General features: G+C 46.9%; 20 protein-coding genes. 10 read left to right on the forward strand and 10 right to left on the reverse strand.

The genetic code is table 11. The features are described from left to right. The first annotated feature begins 125 nt into the window (after positions 1 to 125). From C7R94_RS27045 to C7R94_RS27055, 3 genes are all read left to right on the forward strand, one after another. Positions 126 to 1832, forward strand: coding sequence for a DEAD/DEAH box helicase (locus C7R94_RS27045; RefSeq protein ID WP_106785701.1), 1707 nt, complete (start codon positions 126 to 128; stop codon positions 1830 to 1832). A 36-nt stretch (positions 1833 to 1868) separates the two neighbouring features. Next, positions 1869 to 2993: a YqhG family protein gene (locus C7R94_RS27050; protein WP_106785702.1), complete on the forward strand. Its 1125-nt coding sequence runs from the start codon at positions 1869 to 1871 to the stop codon at positions 2991 to 2993. Between the two features lie 110 nt (positions 2994 to 3103). Next, complete coding sequence (locus C7R94_RS27055; RefSeq protein WP_106785703.1) at positions 3104 to 3961, forward strand: hypothetical protein; 858 nt, start codon at positions 3104 to 3106, stop codon at positions 3959 to 3961. A gap of 33 nt (positions 3962 to 3994) precedes the next feature. On the opposite strand, the gene C7R94_RS27060 is transcribed toward C7R94_RS27055, so the two are convergent. The 5 genes from C7R94_RS27060 to C7R94_RS27080 form a co-directional block, all read right to left on the reverse strand. Further along, positions 3995 to 4249 carry a YkuS family protein gene (locus C7R94_RS27060; protein ID WP_106785704.1) on the reverse strand — a complete coding sequence of 85 codons (255 nt, stop codon included), beginning with the start codon at positions 4247 to 4249 and terminating at the stop codon, positions 3995 to 3997. A gap of 38 nt (positions 4250 to 4287) precedes the next feature. Beyond that, positions 4288 to 4449 carry a YqzE family protein gene (locus C7R94_RS27065; RefSeq protein WP_007725773.1) on the reverse strand — a complete coding sequence of 54 codons (162 nt, stop codon included), beginning with the start codon at positions 4447 to 4449 and terminating at the stop codon, positions 4288 to 4290. Positions 4450 to 4506: 57 nt separating this feature from the next. Next, positions 4507 to 5028 carry a shikimate kinase gene (locus C7R94_RS27070; protein ID WP_106785705.1) on the reverse strand — a complete coding sequence of 174 codons (522 nt, stop codon included), beginning with the start codon at positions 5026 to 5028 and terminating at the stop codon, positions 4507 to 4509. Next, a complete protein-coding gene (locus C7R94_RS27075; RefSeq protein WP_106785717.1) occupies positions 5025 to 6893 on the reverse strand; it encodes a stalk domain-containing protein in 1869 nt (622 codons plus the stop codon). Before C7R94_RS27075 ends, C7R94_RS27070 begins: the two co-directional genes overlap by 4 nt. A gap of 196 nt (positions 6894 to 7089) precedes the next feature. Continuing rightward, entirely contained in the window at positions 7090 to 8049 is a 960-nt protein-coding gene (locus C7R94_RS27080; RefSeq protein WP_106785706.1) for a helix-turn-helix transcriptional regulator, read from the reverse strand. A gap of 142 nt (positions 8050 to 8191) precedes the next feature. Between C7R94_RS27080 and modA the strand changes: the two genes are divergently transcribed. From modA to C7R94_RS27095, 3 genes are read left to right on the forward strand one after another with little or no spacing between them, the layout of a single operon-like run. Next, positions 8192 to 8989: a molybdate ABC transporter substrate-binding protein gene (gene modA, locus C7R94_RS27085; RefSeq protein ID WP_106785707.1), complete on the forward strand. Its 798-nt coding sequence runs from the start codon at positions 8192 to 8194 to the stop codon at positions 8987 to 8989. Positions 8990 to 9019: 30 nt separating this feature from the next. Continuing rightward, positions 9020 to 9706 (forward strand): molybdate ABC transporter permease subunit, encoded by a 687-nt coding sequence (gene modB / locus C7R94_RS27090; protein WP_106785708.1) that lies wholly within the window; start codon positions 9020 to 9022, stop codon positions 9704 to 9706. Positions 9707 to 9723: 17 nt separating this feature from the next. Next, entirely contained in the window at positions 9724 to 10389 is a 666-nt protein-coding gene (locus C7R94_RS27095; protein WP_106785709.1) for an ABC transporter ATP-binding protein, read from the forward strand. 29 nt (positions 10390 to 10418) lie between these two features. Here the strand turns inward: C7R94_RS27095 and C7R94_RS27100 are convergent, their stop codons facing one another. Both C7R94_RS27100 and C7R94_RS27105 read right to left on the reverse strand, forming a co-directional pair. Continuing rightward, positions 10419 to 11183: a LamB/YcsF family protein gene (locus tag C7R94_RS27100; protein ID WP_047068803.1), complete on the reverse strand. Its 765-nt coding sequence runs from the start codon at positions 11181 to 11183 to the stop codon at positions 10419 to 10421. A 143-nt stretch (positions 11184 to 11326) separates the two neighbouring features. Continuing rightward, entirely contained in the window at positions 11327 to 11671 is a 345-nt protein-coding gene (locus C7R94_RS27105) for a YlbG family protein (protein ID WP_007725782.1), read from the reverse strand. A 75-nt stretch (positions 11672 to 11746) separates the two neighbouring features. On the opposite strand from C7R94_RS27105, the gene C7R94_RS27110 reads away from it, so the two are divergent. After that, positions 11747 to 12076: a hypothetical protein gene (locus tag C7R94_RS27110; protein WP_106785710.1), complete on the forward strand. Its 330-nt coding sequence runs from the start codon at positions 11747 to 11749 to the stop codon at positions 12074 to 12076. 1 nt (position 12077) lies between these two features. Here C7R94_RS27110 and C7R94_RS27115 read toward each other — a convergent pair whose 3' ends face one another. Both C7R94_RS27115 and C7R94_RS27120 read right to left on the reverse strand, forming a co-directional pair. After that, positions 12078 to 12533 carry a YlbF/YmcA family competence regulator gene (locus C7R94_RS27115; RefSeq protein ID WP_106785711.1) on the reverse strand — a complete coding sequence of 152 codons (456 nt, stop codon included), beginning with the start codon at positions 12531 to 12533 and terminating at the stop codon, positions 12078 to 12080. Positions 12534 to 12605: 72 nt separating this feature from the next. After that, positions 12606 to 14501 (reverse strand): hypothetical protein, encoded by a 1896-nt coding sequence (locus C7R94_RS27120; RefSeq protein ID WP_106785712.1) that lies wholly within the window; start codon positions 14499 to 14501, stop codon positions 12606 to 12608. 61 nt (positions 14502 to 14562) lie between these two features. Here C7R94_RS27120 and C7R94_RS27125 point away from each other — a divergent pair, with 61 nt between their 5' ends. Continuing rightward, the gene (locus C7R94_RS27125) at positions 14563 to 15003 is read left to right on the forward strand and encodes a protease complex subunit PrcB family protein (RefSeq protein ID WP_106785713.1); all 441 of its coding nucleotides are present in this window, start codon (positions 14563 to 14565) and stop codon (positions 15001 to 15003) included. Positions 15004 to 15091: 88 nt separating this feature from the next. On the opposite strand, the gene C7R94_RS27130 is transcribed toward C7R94_RS27125, so the two are convergent. Beyond that, positions 15092 to 15511, reverse strand: a complete 420-nt coding sequence (locus C7R94_RS27130; protein ID WP_106785714.1) for a hypothetical protein — start codon at positions 15509 to 15511, stop codon at positions 15092 to 15094. Between the two features lie 163 nt (positions 15512 to 15674). Here C7R94_RS27130 and C7R94_RS27135 point away from each other — a divergent pair, with 163 nt between their 5' ends. Together C7R94_RS27135 and C7R94_RS27140 are read left to right on the forward strand one after the other, a co-directional pair. Continuing rightward, the gene (locus tag C7R94_RS27135) at positions 15675 to 17342 is read left to right on the forward strand and encodes a ribonuclease J (RefSeq protein ID WP_106785715.1); all 1668 of its coding nucleotides are present in this window, start codon (positions 15675 to 15677) and stop codon (positions 17340 to 17342) included. A gap of 64 nt (positions 17343 to 17406) precedes the next feature. After that, a complete protein-coding gene (locus tag C7R94_RS27140; protein ID WP_106785716.1) occupies positions 17407 to 18222 on the forward strand; it encodes a copper amine oxidase N-terminal domain-containing protein in 816 nt (271 codons plus the stop codon). Positions 18223 to 18341: the final 119 nt, after the last annotated feature.

Here is an 18341-nt window from a genome sequence, read left to right on the forward strand (position 1 = left end):
AAAATATACAAATTAACAGTCAGATTCAGAAAAACTTAACAAAACACATTGACAATAGATAAATGTTCAGTTTTTTGTCATTTACCATGAAAGTTATGGCAGAGCTATGAAAAGGAGTATCTGATATGCCGAATGTTCCTATTTCATTTGATACGAGTTGGATCAATCCGCTTACAGAGCGCATGCAAGAAGATGGCCCCTGGGATAAGTGGGAGCTGTTCAAGCTCTCGTTGGAAGCCGAGGAGGCAATGGCTGTTCACGATTTTGACCAGCTGCAATGTCTGAAATACCTTCCACTCTTATCGCCATTTCCTCATCAGTTGGAGACGGCAAAACGCGTCCTGTTGGAGATGCGCGGTCGTGCCATTCTCGCAGATGAAGTCGGTCTGGGAAAGACGATCGAAGCAGGGTTGATCATGAAAGAGTATATGGTTCGCGGCTTGGCTAAAAAAATTCTCGTCCTGGTTCCGGCCTCTCTCGTCATTCAATGGACAAAAGAGCTTCATCAAAAATTCGGCATTGCAGCAGTCGCGCAAAAAAAAGAATATATGTGGCGCCAGCATGAAGTCGTTGTCGCATCGATAGATACTGCAAAACGAGATCCGCACAGGCGTCACGTACTCGACATCGATTACGACATGCTCATCATCGACGAGGCCCATAAACTCAAAAATAAGCGGACACGCAACTATCAGTTCGTCAAAGAGATCCGCAAAAAATACTGCCTGCTCCTAACAGCAACTCCCATTCAGAACGAAATGGACGAGCTGTACAACCTCATCAATTTGTTAAAGCCAGGTCATCTTGGCCATACTTCCACCTTCTCTACCAATTACGTAGAGGGCAAACGCCAATCAAAAAACAGCGAGAAATTGCGGGAAGAAATTGAAAAGGTCATGATTCGCAACAAACGAAGTGATGGCGGCATCCAATTCACTAGCCGCCGCGTCCAGTCCATTCCGATTGACCTTTCGCCTGAGGAAATGACGTTGTACGAGGGAGTGACCCGCTTTGTCCGCGAGCAATACCAAACTGGATTGGGGGTTGGCGGCTTCAACTCTCTCGCTCTGATTACCTTGCAGCGTGAGGTCTGCTCAAGTAAGGAAGCAGCGTTTATGACACTGTATAATATGCACCAGCGCACTGGCGAAGACTCTCCCCTGCGCACGCAAATTCTTGAGCTAGTCGAGATGATCAAACAAATTGAGACGCATTCCAAGGCTGCCAAAACAGTTGAGCTCATTCAACAAATCAACGACAAAGTGATCATTTTTACAGAGTACCGGGCAACACAAAACTATCTGCAAAAGTATTTGCACGACCATGGGATCACTTCTGTCCCCTTTCGCGGCGGCTTTAAACGCAGTAAAAAAGACTGGATGACTGATCTTTTCCAGAATCGTGCACAAGTCTTGATCGCGACAGAGGCAGGCGGCGAAGGCATCAATTTACAGTTCTGCAATCAGGTGATTAATTACGACATGCCTTGGAATCCCATGCGAGTGGAGCAACGAATCGGTCGCGTCCATCGGCTGGGACAAAAAAGGGATGTGCACATTTACAATTTATCGACAACAGGAACGATCGAGGAGCATATTCTCAAGCTGCTGTATGAAAAAATCGACCTGTTTGAAATGGTCATCGGTGAACTCGATGATATTGTAGAACGCCTGAATCTAAACCATTCCTTGGAAGATAATCTGGTTCAAATCATTATGGATTCTCGATCCTCCAAAGAAATGGCGCTGAAGCTCGATAACATTGGACACGCGATTCGGGCAAGCAAAATAACAAAAGATGCCGTCCCGCTTTCAGAGGCGGCTGACCAATAACTCTTGTTGGAAACGAAAAAGAAATGAGGTCTCCTGATGCAGCAACAACAGGTCAGACAATTTGTCGAGCGCTATTTGGCTACTTTTTCTGCCCATATCCTCGAATCTCACCCGGATTACTTCACAGTCAAACTCCCTGTCGAGGTGGACAAAGATATTGGCAATCGCCCTTTTTATTGGAGCTGGGTGGATAAGATGAATTTGGCTTATCAGCCATTGGTCCTTACCTTTACTTTTCATCCGGATTGCACGCCTGAGGGTTTGCGATCCGAGCATCTGCATCTAGGGGCCACCCGCATGCAACAAATTTTCGCTTCTGCCAAAAAGCATGGCAGCTTTGTCTGTATGTACGAGCAACAAGGGGGGCTTTTAGGCAATGCCGGCAAGCGTCGCTCAACCCCTCTCGTGCCTTGGCTCGGGATGAACTTGAAGGTATCTCTGCTCTGTGACAAGCGACGTGACATTTTATTGTACCTGGGGATTAATTTGCATCAGCCACGGCTAGTTACAGATTTCACTTCGTTTTTATTTTCACTTTCCTTGACCCCTGCGATCCCTGACTACTACTACACGTTGGATCGAAAGGTAACCATACAGGAAGCCCTACAAATGGCACAACAGGAAGTCGAACATACATTGGAACAAGAAGATCAGCAATGGGCAGAGGAAGCCCGCACACGATTAAGCGAAGAATTGGCCATCTTGGAAGCGTACTATGAAGAATTGGCACGGCGAGAACCGGAAAATGAGCAGACAAAAGCAGAGGAAACCGAAGAAGAAGCAGAGCAGCCGGTAGCTCAGTCGTCACTCGAGCTAGAAGCCCTGCACCCCGATCCTGATCCAGCTGGACCAGCTTCTGTCGAACAGCCCATATCTTTTGACGAATACCGGGCGTCTGGCGGACGAATCCTCGACTTTTTACGTACAAATGGAATCCAAATCACCCCACGTGAAGAGATTCAACAAGGAGAATGGAAAAAGAGCACGCCAGATGAGGAAAGACAACGCCGAAAAGACGAGCTGGCATGGCAATACGAGCCGCGGATTGAGGTTTCGTTCATAAACGGCGGCTTGTTCTATTTATCTTCCGTTCCTCCGCTCACGCGGTCATCGAAAGCAAAAAGCATGAGACATCTCCCCGCATCAGGGCGAATCATGTAAAAGATCAACGAGAAAATGTGAAACAGAAAAGACACGTTGCAACAAATCTTTTTGTCATAGCTGGTTACAATAGGAATAGGTTAAGCCTTTACAAAAGGTGGTGCATAGTTGTGACCAGACGATTTCTTCCTTTTATCGCTGCTCTTTTGTCTCTCATGCTGCTTTCCTCACCGGCTTTTGCGCAAGACGAAGCAAGCTGGGACAAGCAATTCCAAGCACAAATTCGAGAATGGATGGATGCTATCGCAAGCCGAGACCCTCAGTTCAAGCAATGGCAAGACGCAAAGACGGACGTGCAAACACTTGGTGCAGGGCAGCATCAGTGGCTGGTAAGTATAAAAAAAGCGGACAAGCAAGTTGGGTATTTGGTGATAGGAGAAGCCCCTGATTCCACTTCCCATGAGAAATTTGTTCTGCTGGAATACGGTGTCGGGGAGTACATCTTGTTCGATGACGCTTTTGCTCCGAAGGAAATCGCGGCAGAGCCAGTTTATGACGGATTTGCTTCCTACTGGCTGATCACCCAGAAGTCAGATACACAAATGGTCAATGCAAAAACGGGAGAAATGTATCCTACTTCCTTTCAAATTAATGAACCCTCTGTCGATGCTTTTGCGGGCGAACAGCTCATACAAAATGGCCAACGCCTGACTCAAATGAGAATTTTAAGCGCATCCGAGGCAGATCCTTTTGATCATATCGGGTGGGTCAGCCAAATGAATTCAACGGACACTAATGTGTCTTGGAACCAATTGTGGCAGCAAAATTATACCTCACCGGTAACATTAGCCGTCCCGATTCATCAGTCACAGGTTTTAGCCCCCTTTGTCGTGGGGTCCCTGCATTTATGGAATGACCAAAATGCTTATGTCGGCGTATGGGATGAGGGTCTGCGCTTTGTCCCTTATTCGTATGCCCATCGCGTCGGACGATTTTTCGTAAACGAAACAAGCTCTCCTGCCGAATAACCGGTTGGAGAGCTTGCTTTTTACGTTTAATATTCACCGATGCTCTGTAGGAGAGAGACGCTCATGCACGGCATGAAAAATTTCATTGACCGTCATTCCCTCTGCATTAATGACGGGAGCTCCTGTAATGGTTTTGTTTTGATCACCCAGTACGTTGATATCCTGTCCTGTAATGACAATCGCATCTACTACCTGCTGCCAGTTGCCCAGATCAACAACTTCGTAACCATTTTGACGCAGCATCTTGCACACTTCAGACAGGGAATTTTCGACCGCTACTCTCGCCATATGCACCCTCCATCTCGATCATGATAGGTTTACGAATTTTATTTGCGCCATAACAGTCGAATAGACATGGGAATGGCACCAAACCAGCGTGACGACCAGGACTCGCGTGGAGTCTTACGCAAACGGCGTTCATCTTTTGGGGTGTCCATGTACTGGACAAACAGTTTCGTCAGGTACTTTAAATATTCCTGAAAGGACATCGCACTTGACCTCCTTCTTACTCGTGGATTCACACCACGGCGCAAGCGCTGTCCCCTCTATTGTTCCCCGTCCTGTGCTCTTTCAACCACCTGGCTCGTAATTTCCATCACGATATCGGAAAGGCTCTTTCCTGTCGTGTCCACCTGAATTGGCGCAAAATCGTAAACACCTGCACGCTCCGCCATTAATGTTTTTACCCTTGTTGCGACTCCTCCCACTAACAATGGCCGGCCTGTATCATTTTCCAAACGCTTGATGAGCTCTTCTTCCGTGGCATGCAGCGCGATGACGATGCCTTGCTCCATCATCATCTCTACGTTTTGCTTCCGTAATACAGCTCCTCCCCCAGTTGTTACGACCTGAGATCCTGCTGCCAGTAGTTCCGCCAGACGTTTCGTCTCAGCGTCTCGGAAATATGCCTCGCCTTGATCGGTGAAGATTTCTGGAATGCTGCGACCTTCCCTTTCCACAATCGCATCATCCAAGTCCGTATGCTTCAATCCTAAAGAGGTAGCGAGCGCGGCGCCAACCGTGGTTTTTCCTGTTCCCATAAATCCGACTAACACCAGGTTTTTCATTTTGTTTCCGCCGCCTTTCCAATCGTTTGGTTTGTATTGATCTTCACCGTTTTTTGTTGTTGATTGTACGCTGTCTCATATCCCAATGCTTTTTCAAAAAAAGACAGTGGAACCATCGTACGTTCTTTGATTTCGATTAACGGGCTGCCTAAATCCATCCGCTTTCCATCTACGTCCGCAAAGCGCTCCCGTTCCTTTATAAATACTTCACGTCCATTTCCTTTTACGCGGATCATTTGTTTCTTGTCGTCCCAGCTAATCGCTAATCCCATTTTCTCACCGAGCTCACGCAGCGGAATATACACCGTATTTTGGGTGACCCGAGCTGGAATGGATGGATAAAAGCTCATGTTATTGATAATCGTGGTGATATAGGGTTCCAATTGCACAGCACCAAAGCCATTCTTATTTGCACTATTGGTATACAGGGTGAAATATTTCGCTTCCCCTTGCAAGGTCTGCCCAAGCGCCTGATCGAGATGCTCTGCACCAATGACACTGCCATGATAATTTTGCTGGACGCGCTGTAAGAATCGCTTATAGGCATCGTCACCAATTTTGCGGCGCAGGTTGTCAAACAGAAGTGCTCCCCGGGAATACCAGGTCAGCTTAAACTCTTCTTCGGTGACAAACTTTTGCAATGGTTTGTCAAGTTTTCCATTTGGATAACGGTCTTGCAAACGTTTGACATCCCGATTGTACGTATCCAACAGAGTCGTAGCTGATTGGGCACCATAACGCTTCTGCAAGTAATGAGACACGCCGAGCTCCACCAGCCCCTCATCAAGCCACCCGTGCGAGGACTCCAATGTAGCTACACTGTTATACCACCAAAGATGTCCCACCTCATGCGGCAGCCAATGATCGATCAGATTATTGTGATGCATGTCTCTTTTGAATACGGCGAGGTTTGCGTATTCCATGGCGTACGTCGTACCTGTACTTGTTTCCGCAATCGCAACGTTCGGATACGGCAACGGACCGTACATGTCGATAAAAGTAGGAAAGACCGATTGGGCAATGGTCTTGATTCTTTCAATGTTACCTTTATCCACGGAAGCAATGTCCACCGTTAAATTCGGAGCAAATTGAATCGTTTCAATGTGATAAAGCGGGCTTCCCACCAGTCCAAAGTTCAACAGATTTTTTGCTTGATAATGGACTTGCTGCTTGTTCCCACCGATTGACTTCGCTTGCCCTCTGCCCCATGAACTGACCCATTTGTACCCTTGGGGAGAGGTAAAGGTCACATCGTAGTCTCCATAGTGGTAAACGAATGGATCACCAAAATCAACGCGTTGCGGAGGGTCATACCAAACGCCTTTTTGATTTTGGGCACCGAGCATCGGGTACCATGTCGTCAACGTCCAAATATCGTCTTTCACCCCAAAACGTGTGCCTCTACGTGGAACCGGGTTCTCGAATTCAATGGTTAGGGCTCCACGAAGCTCCTTTCCAAGAGGATTTGCCAGCTTCACCAGCGATTGAGCACGTTCAAAAGAAAGCGGCTTGTCCTTGTAGCGAATCGACTTCACCGTCATTTTGTTCCAAAGGTAATCGTAAATATACAGCCGTACATCTGGCGTTTTCGGATTGTCGAACTCCAAGGTCATGTTTCCAGTTATTTTTGCTTCGGATGTATGTAATTCAGCTTGAAGCTTATAAACAGGGTTCAAATCCTTTACATAAGACGGCAGAGGCGGATCATATGAGAATGGATCGACAAACTTTTGCTCCTCCTCATGTGATTGATTCATGGCAATGATTTGAGAAATAGCTGGCCAATACGCGACGACTCCAACTGAGCCAAAAAAAATGAGGATCGTCACACATACTAGCAAGCTCGTTTTATGTATTGATTTCATGACAGCCCCCAAATAATAAACCGCCCGGCGGCAGGCGCTAAATGTGTTTGTTTCATTGTAGCAAATATATGTCAAACTGAGTAGAAATTCAGGAGATTCGGTAGAGAAAACGCCATATTTGGCGATGATCTTTTCTGCGGAAAATAAAAAAGCCGCCACTCATTGTATCGTAATGATTGGCAGCTTCCTTTAGTATTTACCAGGTTTCGTACATAATTTTTCCGGTCTGGCTCAGATCATAGCCCCCGACTGCTTCCAATTCCTTTTGAAATGGACGCGACCCGAGAATATCAAGAACAGCCTGAATGAGCTGCTCGTTGTCCTTGTTTTTCAACAAGACGAGGTCATATCGCTCACACACAGCTGGGACAAACTCCACTCCGACGAGTGAAGCTGCCTTTTCAATGCCCACCCCTACGTCTGCTTCGCGCCTTGCTACGACCCCTGCGACTGCCAGATGATTGGTCTCTTCTCGTTCATAGCCAATCACGTCACTCCCCGCTATTTTTGCCAATCGAAACTGCTCTTCTATCAACGTGCGTGCACCGGACCCTTTTTCTCGATTAACCATGCGAATGCCCGGCTTTGTAAAATCGCTCCATGCTTTGATCTGTTTCGGGTTGCCTGCCTGGACGTAGAATCCTGCCCAACGTGACAACATATTGATGACAACAAAACGATGCCCACACAAAATGCGACGAATATACGGGACATTGTATTCGTTGGTATCCCCATCGTACAAGTGCGTGCTGACGATATCAGCCTTACCTGTATACATCGCCACGAGGCTGTTCAGAGACCCCACGTACGAGCGCAGTGGCCGGTATGCTTCATCCTTTTTCTCCAAATGGCCCGCTAGTAGGTCCAAGCTCACATCCTGCCCGCTGATAATGATATTGCGGCCTGTACCAGTCTGCTCATATCGTGACGATTGCTGAGCTTGTCCTGTCTGCGGGATACTGACGGCTGAGGCTTGTCTGTATTCTCCCTTTGCCTTCGCCTTGTATGCTTCCAAATCACTTTCGTCTACGCGCATTTGCCGACCGACACGATAAGCGGGCAGCTCTCCTTTTTTAATCAGATCGTAGACTGTCAGCTTGGAAATACGTAGAATTTTCGCTATTTCTTCGGTGGTGTAAGAATTTTGTTGACTCATGTCCCGCCTCCGTTATCTCCTTTGCTCTATTTTCAAACAAGTGTCGTAAAATCGCAATTGATTATTCATTACGAATCCATATAATCTAGTTATGCCCAGTTATAATTAATTATAACTAAATATAATTATGGAGGTCTTTTTTATGAAGAAGCACTGGTTAGCTTTATTGACAGCATTTTGCTTGATGCTGACAGCTTGCTCGACAACGCAAACAGCACCCCAAGCAAGTGAGCCAGCCAAAACTGATGCAGCGAAGGTAGAATTGATGATTTCTGCTGCTGCTAGCTTGACGGATGCCTTGAATGAGTTGAAAACCCAATACGAAACAGAACACCCGGGAACAACCCTCACCTTTAACTTCGGAGGCTCTGGCAAACTCGCCACACAAATTACGCAAGGCGCTCCGTCTGACGTATTTTTGTCGGCTAGCAAAAAAGACATGGACGGTTTAGAGGAACAGCAACTGATCGCAAAAGACACACGCCAAGACTTCACGAAAAACTCGCTGGTTCTCATTGCCAGTAACACAAGTGCTGTCGCCATTTCTTCTTTTGAAGAGCTGAACAGGGCAGCGATTAAGCATATTGCCGTCGGTGAGCCCGAGACAGTCCCGGCAGGACGATATGCGAAAGAAACATTGGATACGCTGAAAATGTGGGATTCTCTTTCGGCACAAATGGTATTTGGCAGCGATGTTCGCCAGGTTTTGACCTTCGTAGAATCCGGTAACGCGGAAGTCGGCATTGTCTATTCCAGTGATGCCGCAGCTTCGAAAAACGTTAAAGTATTAGCGACAGCCAAGCCTGAATGGCACAAGCCGATCGTGTATCCAGGTGCGGTCGTCAGCGCGTCGAAGAACCCAGATGCAGCAAAAGCTTTTCTAGCCTACTTGACAAGCGACAAAGGAAAAGCGATCTTACAGAAGTACGGGTTTCAATAAACCAAATGAATCAAATTGGAGGTGGCAAGCGTGATCGAAACCAATCTCACTCCTTTGATGCTTTCCCTTAAAGTAGCTGCGCTCTCCACCTCCTTTGTCTTTGTCCTTGGGATGGTGTTTGCAAGGTGGATGACACAAAAAGATTTTTGGGGGAAGAATGTGCTGGAGTCCTTCTTTTTGCTTCCGCTTGTTCTCCCTCCCACTGTTGTTGGCTTCGGCTTGTTGCTGCTTTTCGGAAAAAACGGTTTTCTCGGCCAGCTTCTGCATGAATGGTTCAATATTACGGTCGTCTTTACATTGACAGGAGCCGTTATTGCCTCGATTGTCGTTTCCTTTCCGTTGATGTATCAGAGTGCAGTCGCTGCCTTCACGGGAGTTGATCGTCGTTTGGAGAATGCGGCACGCACGATGGGTGCTTCGGAATGGCGATTATTTTGGACCGTTACCTTTCCATTGGCTTGGCCTGGCCTGTTGGCTGGGTTTGTTCTTTCTTTTGCCCGTGGTTTAGGGGAGTTTGGCGCTACGCTGATGCTCGCAGGCTACATCCCTGGGAAAACCGATACGATTCCCGTTGCCATTTATTTTGCTGTTGAGGCTGGTCAAATGGATAAGGCATTGTTCTGGGTCGTCATTATTGTTTCCTTGGGAATGGGTACGACTCTCTGGCTGAATTGGTGGAGTCGTCGCAATGTGCGCAGGTACGCCAATCAAAAGTAAGGCAGGTGAATGGTAAAATGCTCGCCGTCCACATACAGAAGCGTTTGCCTGATTTTATTTTGGATGTGTCTTTTTCGGTGCAAAAGGAAATTGTCGTGCTGTTCGGACCATCCGGCTCTGGCAAAACAACGATATTGAACAGTATTGCAGGTCTGGTTCATCCTGATGCGGGTGTAATCCAATTAAATGAAAACGTCTTTTATCGCGAAGGACAGAAGCCGCTTCCTGTACAAAAGCGCAACATCGGGTATTTATTTCAAGATTATGCGCTGTTCCCTCACATGACCGTCGAGCAAAATGTTCGCTACGGCTTGAAAAAGGGACATGAGCTGAATCTCGCTCCATTGTTGTCCACGGTAGGAATCGATCATCTGCTGCAAAAATATCCTCACCAGTTATCCGGGGGACAAAAACAAAGGGTGGCACTCGTACGTGCGCTTGCGACTGAACCAGACATCCTGCTCCTTGATGAGCCTTTATCGGCGCTGGATGCGGATACGCGTAAACAATGCCAGGATGAGCTGCTTCGCCTTCACTCTATGTGGAACATTCCCTTTCTCTTGGTAACCCATGATCGTGAAGAAGCCGAGAAGCTCGCAGATGTCATCTTCCTGATCGATAACGGCACAATCAAAGAACGGAAAAATGAAAAAAGCCATTCAGCAACGTCCATTTCCCGATAATGGGAAGGCATTGCTGGATGGCTTTTTACCTATCGAGCAGTGATTGGTTCAATTTTCACGTCGTTTTGCTTTGCCCACTTATGTACTTCGCCAAGGAATTGCAATACGTCATGGCTCTCGTGATGGACACAAAGGGTATCGGCCGCCAAGTCAATATGCTCGCCATTGACCGTCATTACTCTTTGTTTTAAAACGAGCTGACGTGTCTGTTCCATGCGCTCTTCCTTACTGATCAGCACGCTTCCTTCCAATTCACGCGGGGCCAATCGACCATTCGGCAAATAAGCCCGCTCTGCAAATACTTCCTCTGCCACCTGAAGCCCGTGTTCCAAGCCTGCCTCTACAAGCTTGCTGCCAGACAGTGCATAGAGGATCAGTTCTTCATCAATATCCGCAATGGCTTGGACAACCGCTTCCGCGAGCTCTGGGCGTTCAGCCGCTTCGTTATACAGCGCGCCATGCAACTTTACATGATGAAGCTCCCCTCCGAGCGCTTTTGTAGTCCCAGCCAAGGCTGCAATTTGATACAGCACCAGCTCATACACTTCATTGACAGACAAGTTCATCGAACGACGCCCGAAGCCTTGAATATCTGCATAACCGGGATGCGCCCCGATTTTCACATCATGCTTAAGTGCAGCTTCGATTGTTCTGCAAATAATATGGGGATCCCCTGCATGCAATCCGCAAGCAATATTAACGGAGGTGATCCATTTCATAATCCCCAAGTCCTCTGATTGTCGACCTCTGCTGAAACCCTCTGCCATATCGCAGTTAATATCCAGATGAATCATGTATGCTCACCTTTCTTTCCCTAATCTATCTTTGAAAACGCATTCATGCGCGTGACTTCTCGTTTTCTTCCACATTAGCATACCATGTACGCCAGTTTAACAAAAGCAAAAAAGCTGCCGAAAAATGGCAGCTTATGAACAACTTATGTCGAACCAACGGTTGCTTGGCTGCTTTCTTCTGTCTGTAAGGTCTCTGCTAGTGCCATTACCTGGTTCTTTTCTTGTTTATAATCGTATTCCTTTGCCTTATCCGGTCTGGCATTGTTGTACTCTACCGGGATCTCATGGCGATGGGAGCGTTCAATTTTTGTCACGAAGTGCAGCTTTTCCATAATGCGAATCGTTTCATCCAACAAATTGGCATCCACATACATCGAAACGTAATTTAAGCGCTTGGAGATGTAATGAATGGTGCCAAATTTGCGTAAATTTTTGGCGGCACGCGTGTTTTTCACCCACACGGCGACCCCCAGACGTCGCTCTCTCATGTTTTGCCGTCGGTCTCCTTCCCAATCGTGGTATACTTACTGGTGAAAGCTTATTACAGAAAGGAATCGTGGTCTATGCTGGCTACGTTTTATCATCAATTCGAGGAAGCGCTTCACCGCGAAAAAATCGTCACCCATAGCAGTTGGCAAACATATGCAGGCCAGCTCTTTTTCTATGTATGCAGTACGCTCCCTGCTCCACTCTTAACAAAGCAGCTCATGGAAGCAGGAGAGCGCCTGACCACTGATACCAAATTACAGCCAGAATGCATTTACGTGCGTTCTGATGACGTGCAGCATGTGTATCGCTTCCGCTTTCGAGTACCTGACGAAAAGCAATTTTGTTGTGGCAATCTTTGTGAAGACTGTTTTCTGCTGCGCCAAAATGAGTCGGGAACAACGTAAATTACGAAGGCTTTTTCACGCTGCAGCCACAGCTTCCGCCCGTCCCGCAACCGCTGCCCTGCGCCTCTAAAAATGGATTGTTGCTCGGTACCTTGATCGTTTCCGAGACAGAATGAGCAATGGTTCTACTCACCTGATACAAGAGCTCATCCAGAGCATCCTCTGCTCGCTTGAATGCCTGTACGGAATCTCTCAGTTCAATGTTGCGCTTCAGTTCCCGTACTTCTTTGGATATATGATTGTAATCCGGGTGGTACTTCCCGAACCGTTGCACATCTTCGTACTGTTCCTTCTTAGCCTCGAACACGACGAGCAGACGTTGCACTTCCTCATCTGCTTCCATTTGGCGTTTGGCCTCCAAATACTCCGAGACCTCGCGCGATTGGTTAATCATCGTGGACAGCTCATGAGACTCCATGATCAACTGTGTCATATCCACAGCTTCCAATGTTTCCATAAAGCGAGACCTCCTTTCGCCGCAAAGCCTGAAAACTTTACGTCATTCCTGATTGTATCACGATGCACACCCTTAGTACAGATATTCGGGCACCACAATGCGCACTCGCTCGATGTTCTCGAGACGGTAGCACTGTTTGCCGCCCTGTCCGGCAATCGTAACCATCCAGTACCCCATTTCCAGGCGCACTTCTGTCGGTAGACCTCGCAGCTTTTCTTTTCCACTTTGCTGGATTTCGACCTCCAGCTTCAGCTCTATTGCGCGCTTAAATAAATCCCGCATGGATTGTGGATGATACGATTGGAAATGCTTCGTCCACATTTTGGGAAGTGCTGCGATTTGATCATTTTGCTCAGGAAACGTGTTTTCTATAGCATAACCGTCCCAAGGCCGTTCGATGAGAAGCAAGCCCTTATTTCCCGCTTGACTGTTTTGATGCGGCTTGCGCTCTTTGCTTGCACTAGCAACATGCGACAGCACTTGCGGCTCATATCCGAAGTGGCGCAGTATACGGATCCATTCTTTTTCCTGCGAGAACGGTATCAAAAACGAAGTCGGTGAAATCACTTGGGTAAGAAATGGGCGAAAGTCAGGAATTTCGCGCCATTCCTCCAGAAATCCAGCATGTGCTGTCCGCACGAGGAAATACGGCTCCATTTGAATCTGCCTGGCTGTTCTCGCCCATTGACTCACCACCTCAATCAAGCTCTCAGGCAACGGATGAACACAGGAGGCACGGAGCTTTTCTATGACTTGCTCTTCCGTCCCTCCTTGAGCCAAATACGATTGCAACAGCCTTGCTTGCAATTCACCCCGAATCAATTGCCCATCAAATTGGAGCTGGCAAAATCGGCTGATCTCCCATACATCCAGCAACGGGACAAGAGGAGGGATTGTAATGGCACCTGTGGGGTCCACAAACCAACCTTCCTCCGACGATAATCGCGGCAAACTGCTCCAACGCCAAAAAATCCCTCGCTCTTCGTCCATTCCGAGCTGAATCCATCCTAAGCCTAACAGTAAATGCAGCCATTGCTCCACTATGAGCTCCTCTGCATTGTCAGGCAAATGAAATCCTGATTCTTTTAGCATGCGTAATTGTTCTTGGATGGAACACCACTGCTCGACGGGAACCTGCCTCATCAATTGAATGAAAAATTCCCACCAGTCACCATGCGGCAAAAATTGTTCCATGACGAGTTGGTACATGTCTTCCCAACGTACGAGTGGTTGTTGATGCAGCCATTGCTTCGTTCGATTGAGATCGAGTACGAGTTCTCGCTCTTCCCTATGCACCAAGCCCAGTCTGAGAGCAATATCAAGGACAAGGGTCAAGGATAAGCCCTCTCTTTGTTCCTGATCGAGCGGCGGAATGATGATTCCTTTTACATGCTCATCTGTAAGCGAGAGGAGCGGCAGCATTTTTTGCGACATCCTGCGATGAATACTTCCTTTTTGCGTAATGGGAATTTGGTTGTCTCGAACAAACAACAAAAGCCCAAAAAGATCCAGCTGTATCCCCCTGCCTGCTGATATATAATAAGGGAGCGTTTTTGAAAGAGAAACATAAGCCTGAGAGGCTTCCGGCAGCATTTGGTTTGTCAACTGCTCTCGAACCTCTTGTGGCATCAAATAGCCAATCTCACTCCACATTTTCCGTACAGTCAAGATCAGTCCAAGCCGCCGCAATTTCGTCAAGCCGACTGATAGATGTCTGTGCTCTTTTGCCGTTTCGCGTTCCCAAGTTCGTTTGCTAAAAAAACCTCTCGTCGCTTTGGTTACGAAAAGCCGGATAACGGTTCGTTCCAGCTCATCCGCCTGTCTCCATACTTGCCCAATAAAAACCGGGTCCAATAATCTTTCTGTTAAATCTTGCTCTTCGGCAATCTGATATCGTTTGGTTTGTTCATGTAGAATCGCTTGTCGCGTTGATTCGGACAGGTATTCCAGCGAATCCTTCACACGCACGCCTGTCACCTCAGTCTATATGATGTTCGATTCATTACTTTTACCAATTGGAGGGATCTTGATGTTGCATGTATTTCCAAGTTTACTCTTAACAGCAACCTTGGCCGTAACGGGTACACAAGTCTTGTCACCTCAACATCCTACCGTATCTGAGCCTGTGGCGAAAGAGGTTGTACAAGCAGATGCTGCTTACGAGGCTGTTGCTGCTCCATATCCTCCTGCCGTACAGGAAGCTTTGAAGAAAGTTCGAAAAAATGGCGGACACACCATCGTTCGTGCCAATGGAAAATCCTATGTAGTCGTGGGTGCAGGACAGCGCCCTACAGGAGGATATCGTTTGGTGGCGGACCATGTCAAGCGGACAGGCCCTCATGCCTTTGCCGTACACGTCCGGGTACAAGCACCCGCCCCAGGTTCGATGAAAACCCAAGTTATCAGCTATCCGACCCTGGTGATCGCCCTGCCAGACCAGCAAGCAAAAGTCAGCGTGCATATGCGCTAGTCTATCCATGAAAAAAGCCGACAGTTCGAATGCCACAAGGCGTATCGAAGTCGGCTTTTTTCCTTTTCCCAACAGTTACCCTTGCTTATCAGGGCTTTACCTCAATGGAAAAGCTCTCTGCAACACCATATGACTCGTGGTTATTATGGGCCAATTCTACCTTGACCTCATGCTTTCCAGCCGGGATATCCTTCATGACATAGCTAGGCTCAAATACTTTGGCGATTTTTTTGCCGTCGAGGTACAGATGAACATGCCCTTCCCCGTGCTTGTTTTCTTTCCCCATGTTTTCGAGGGAAAAAGAGAAGTTCGTAACGGCTAATTTGAGTTGTAAATCATCTTTCACAAGGGTATGCGTCACAGCGAGTGTCGGCGCTGCGTGATGAGCGTGCGACTCGTCAGCTACCACTTCGGTTTGCGCTTGTTGGTTCGTATACACAAACCATTCCACACCAGCCGCAATGGCAATCAATAGAAACAAGCGGAAAAGAAATCGTTTGGTTTTCACCGGAGCTGCTCCCTTCCAAAATGAGTCTTACCCCAGTGTGCCCGACTCCTGATTGGTTCATTCATCCATTTTTACCTCATGATCTCCCGGCTATCCATACATACTCAGCTTTCCAATAGGCAAAAGTAACCACAAGATATTTTGGGGAGGTCATTGATTGCGTATGAATACATGGAATGAAACTCTTTCTATTTTTGCTTTAGGAGGAGTATATGAAATCGGCAAAAACATGTACGGGATTCAATATGGAGATGAAATTGTCCTCATCGATTGTGGCTCGAAGTTTCCCGATGAGAGTTATTTAGGAATTGATCTGATCATACCGGACATTAGTTATCTGCTGGAAAATCAAGAAAAAGTACGCGCCTTGATTGTCACGCATGGGCATGAGGATCACATCGGGGGTATTCCTTATTTTTTGCGACAATTAAACGTCCCTGTTTACGGTACCCGCTTAACGTTAGGTCTTATCGAATTAAAGCTGAAGGAGCATAATTTGCTTCATCAGTCCACCCTCATCTCCATCGATCGTGACTCTACCATTTCATTAGGCTCGCTCACAATCAGCTTTTTTCAGACGAACCATAGCATTCCAGATTGCTTGGGTGTCGTATTTGAGACAAAAGCAGGCTCCATTGTGCATACGGGCGATTTTAAATTTGATTTAACGCCAGTGCATCAGCAATCCCCCGACTTGCACAGAATGGCTGAAATCGGTCAGAAAGGCGTATTGGCTTTGTTGTCGGAAAGTACCAATGCGGAGCGCCCTGGCTTTACTCCATCAGAAAAACACGTAGGCGATCGTCTGCTAGAAGCATTCAATAAGGCACAGCAGAAAATATTTGTCTCGACGTTCGCTTCCAATGTATACCGTCTCCAACAAGTCATAGACGCCGCAGAAGCGACAAATCGAAAGCTAGCTTTGCTGGGCCGAAGTATGGTCAATGTGGTCAAAATCGCATCAGAACAAGGCTATTTACATATACCAGAAGACATGCTGGTAGAAATAGAAGAAGTGAGCGAGCTCGATCCAGCCCGTGTTGCTGTTCTATGTACGGGAAGCCAAGGCGAACCCATGGCTGCTCTATCTCGATTGTCGACCTCCGGGTATCGACACGTGAAAGTAGAACGCGGCGATACCGTCATTCTCTCCTCTTCCCCCATTCCAGGGAACGAACGAAATGTAGCGCGCATCGTCGACAACCTGTTTATCATGGGTGCCAACGTAATTTATGGCTCCGGGACAGGCATGCATGTATCCGGTCATGGCTTCCAGGAAGAATTGAAGCTCATGCTCACTCTCATGAAGCCAAAATACTTTATCCCCATTCACGGCGAGTACCGGATGCTCCATCAACATCGTCTGTTGGCTGAATCTGTCGGCGTTGATTTCGAGTCCATTTTCATTGTAAATAACGGAGATGTCGTGGATATTCATGATGGTGTGGCTGTGCAGGAAAGAAAAATCCCTGCTGGAAATACGTTGGTGGATGGTTTAGGAATCGGCGATGTAGGGAATGGAATATTACGGGATCGCAAACATCTTTCGGAAGATGGCATTCTCGTGATCGTTGTGACGCGCAGCAAAACCGACGGCAAGATTTTGTCGGGTCCTGACCTTATTTCTCGCGGATTCATCCATGCCCCGGAATCAGAGGGCCTGTTGGAAGAAGCGACTCGCATTGCATCCGAGGTGATCACCAATTTGCAGGAAGCAAATGTGAGCCAGTGGAACCGCTTGAAACAAGGAATGCGGGAATCGATTGGGAAATTCGTGTATGCCAAAACAAAGCGCAGACCCATGATCCTGCCGATTATTATGGATGTGTGAGGGAAAAGCCTTCTTTTAGGAGGGCTTTTCCAGCATGTTATTTTCAATCTTGGGGTGATTTGAAATGGTGAAAATGGTTAGACTTTTAGCGTGCCTTCTTGCAATCTTTTTTATTTTCTTTGCTTCAGTTCCAGAGTCTGAAGGGGCAGAACTCAAGGCAAATGTCATTGTAGATACAATGATTTATGGAAGATCTGAGGACAACAACACGTTTTTTATTTATGCCCTATTGCTTAATCTAGGTGAAGCAACCGCTACAAATTTTAGCTACGCAGGTCTCTCATTTGAGGGCAAAAACGGAATGGACCACTTCTACCCCGAAACTAGCCACACTGTTATCAATTCATCGTTGAAGCTAGAGCCGGGACATTTTGTAGAAGCAAAATTTGAACTGCCCTTAGATTTTATTGATTCTAGGTTTAAAAACATAAATGACATCAGAAAAATTAGTATTTTGATTCTCCGCGATAACTCTGCTCCTTATAAAGACGACTCAGCAGTGACTGTGACCGTAAATAATAAAAAGCTTGTGCAACAAACCTTTATTGAAAATGATGTCACTTATGTTTCCCTTCGCGAGTTAGCCGACGTTCTTGGTGCTACGATCCAGTGGAATGATCCTACCCAAACGGCAACGCTCATCCTGAGAGACAACTTCATGGAATACGATAGACAAATAGTCATACCGGTTGGCAGTGATCGCTTTATTGATCAAGGTCGCGAAACTACTGTGTCGGGAAAAGCGAAGCTGTACAATAACACAACCCTGGTTGTACCTTTACGAGATATTGTAGAAATGCTGGATTACTATGTTGTTTTTGAACATAAAGGGGGTCAGAAAACCATCGTCGTCATTCCGAATGATCTTCTTTATAGATGAGAAGGGAAAAGCCTTCTTTACTGAATGCTTTTCTAACATGATATTTTCAATCTTGGGGTGATTTGAGTTGGTGAAAATGGTGAGACTTTTTACGTGCCTTGCTTTGACCTTTTTTATTT

This window comes from Brevibacillus sp. NRRL NRS-603 (assembly GCF_003013445.1).
GTDB lineage: Bacteria > Bacillota > Bacilli > Brevibacillales > Brevibacillaceae > Brevibacillus > Brevibacillus formosus.

Excerpts from the sequence above, each read along its gene's own strand:
- C7R94_RS27045 (WP_106785701.1), top strand. The coding sequence starts at position 126 with ATGCCGAATGTTCCTATTTCATTTGATACGAGTTGGATCAATCCGCTT.
- C7R94_RS27050 (WP_106785702.1), top strand. The coding sequence starts at position 1,869 with ATGCAGCAACAACAGGTCAGACAATTTGTCGAGCGCTATTTGGCTACT.
- C7R94_RS27060 (WP_106785704.1), bottom strand. The coding sequence starts at position 4,249 with ATGGCGAGAGTAGCGGTCGAAAATTCCCTGTCTGAAGTGTGCAAGATG.
- C7R94_RS27065 (WP_007725773.1), bottom strand. The coding sequence starts at position 4,449 with ATGTCCTTTCAGGAATATTTAAAGTACCTGACGAAACTGTTTGTCCAG.
- C7R94_RS27070 (WP_106785705.1), bottom strand. The coding sequence starts at position 5,028 with ATGAAAAACCTGGTGTTAGTCGGATTTATGGGAACAGGAAAAACCACG.
- C7R94_RS27075 (WP_106785717.1), bottom strand. The coding sequence starts at position 6,893 with ATGAAATCAATACATAAAACGAGCTTGCTAGTATGTGTGACGATCCTC.
- C7R94_RS27080 (WP_106785706.1), bottom strand. The coding sequence starts at position 8,049 with ATGAGTCAACAAAATTCTTACACCACCGAAGAAATAGCGAAAATTCTA.
- modA (WP_106785707.1), top strand. The coding sequence starts at position 8,192 with ATGAAGAAGCACTGGTTAGCTTTATTGACAGCATTTTGCTTGATGCTG.
- C7R94_RS27095 (WP_106785709.1), top strand. The coding sequence starts at position 9,724 with ATGCTCGCCGTCCACATACAGAAGCGTTTGCCTGATTTTATTTTGGAT.
- C7R94_RS27100 (WP_047068803.1), bottom strand. The coding sequence starts at position 11,183 with ATGATTCATCTGGATATTAACTGCGATATGGCAGAGGGTTTCAGCAGA.
- C7R94_RS27105 (WP_007725782.1), bottom strand. The coding sequence starts at position 11,671 with ATGAGAGAGCGACGTCTGGGGGTCGCCGTGTGGGTGAAAAACACGCGT.
- C7R94_RS27110 (WP_106785710.1), top strand. The coding sequence starts at position 11,747 with ATGCTGGCTACGTTTTATCATCAATTCGAGGAAGCGCTTCACCGCGAA.
- C7R94_RS27115 (WP_106785711.1), bottom strand. The coding sequence starts at position 12,533 with ATGGAAACATTGGAAGCTGTGGATATGACACAGTTGATCATGGAGTCT.
- C7R94_RS27125 (WP_106785713.1), top strand. The coding sequence starts at position 14,563 with ATGTTGCATGTATTTCCAAGTTTACTCTTAACAGCAACCTTGGCCGTA.
- C7R94_RS27135 (WP_106785715.1), top strand. The coding sequence starts at position 15,675 with ATGAATACATGGAATGAAACTCTTTCTATTTTTGCTTTAGGAGGAGTA.
- C7R94_RS27140 (WP_106785716.1), top strand. The coding sequence starts at position 17,407 with ATGGTGAAAATGGTTAGACTTTTAGCGTGCCTTCTTGCAATCTTTTTT.